This is a genomic window from Cyanothece sp. BG0011, assembly GCF_003013815.1.
GTDB lineage: Bacteria > Cyanobacteriota > Cyanobacteriia > Cyanobacteriales > Microcystaceae > Crocosphaera.
The window spans coordinates 1-1,152 of record NZ_PRLH01000182.1; the positions used below are offsets into that span (position 1 = coordinate 1).

Consider the following 1,152-nt stretch of genomic DNA (forward strand, 5'->3'; position numbering starts at 1 on the left):
GACTCAATTGCCCCTTGAACGGAACCTGGTGTTTTGCGTAGTTTTCTTTCAATTTTAGCAGCTAAAAACTGTAAGGGTTGTGGTAAATACCGTGACCATAAAGGAGGATATTTCCATATAAGAGGAATAGGAGACAATTGAGCAAATCGTTTTCTATCAACTAAATACGCCCTCATACTAAAAAATTTGTGACCATAAAAGCCTCTATCATCTTTATAAAAATTGGGTGGATGAATAATTTTGCCTTCTGGATGAGGTGGCCCACAAAAAGGTCGAATAGTAGCAATGTTTGGCACAGAATCCATCAAGTTTATCCCTTCTGTAATCCAATCAAACCCTGGATCTTGATGCAAGAGCATATCAGCATCAAAATGTAAATAATAATCGCTTTTTGCTGCTTCAATACAGTACAAAGAAGCATAAACCGTTGACCCTTTCCAGTTATGGGTATGATTAAGCATTTTGGGAGCTTGTTCAGAGCCAAAATACTTTTCATAAATACTTTTAATTAGCTCTGGATGATAATCAATTTTATCCACCCTGTCCATGATTTTTTCATCTATCAAAGTTTGACAAGCTTGCTCTAATTCTTCTTGACTTCCTGTATCATATCGATAACGTTTATCCCCTATAAGTGGGGCTGTATCCATGGCTAAAACTCGCTCAACAAACGGATAATTACAAGAACGAACTAAATGGGAAATGGTTTGCAGCATATAAGGAACATCAGTTCTTGCTACAAGAATCCAGAGAGATACAGGGGGTTGAATTGGTTTATGGTTATTCATTGGGTATTTACTCACTAAGGTTGGCTTTTGATTTTTTCTAAATCACTTTTTGAATAATATTGATTCACTAATTCTTTAATAACCTTAACATCTTGTTGATTCATCTTTTCATATCTTTTTTGGTCTAACCTGATTTTTGCTAAGTGGCTTTCTATATTTTCTGATGTTAGTAAAACCCCAAACTCATCAGGAATAAAATGTTTTTCATCTTCATAATTAAAGACTGTATTTAATACTAAATCCCCTAAAGGTTTACTAAAATGGGAAGATTCATAATACCACTGCATTTTTCGTCTTTTTGTCTTGAGACTCTGGAACTGTTTCCGTTGTAAAATTATTGTAACCGCTAAAATCCCAAATGGGT

At 34.7% G+C, this 1,152-nt stretch carries 1 protein-coding gene and 1 pseudogene; both read right to left on the reverse strand.

All coding sequences use genetic code 11. The features are described 5' to 3' along the window. A partial coding sequence (locus C4E06_RS21885; protein ID WP_107670512.1) for a hypothetical protein occupies positions 1 to 788 on the reverse strand: 788 nt, incomplete at its 3' end. 14 nt (positions 789 to 802) lie between these two features. Further along, a pseudogene (locus C4E06_RS21890) lies at positions 803 to 1,152 on the reverse strand (hypothetical protein); the annotation flags it as partial.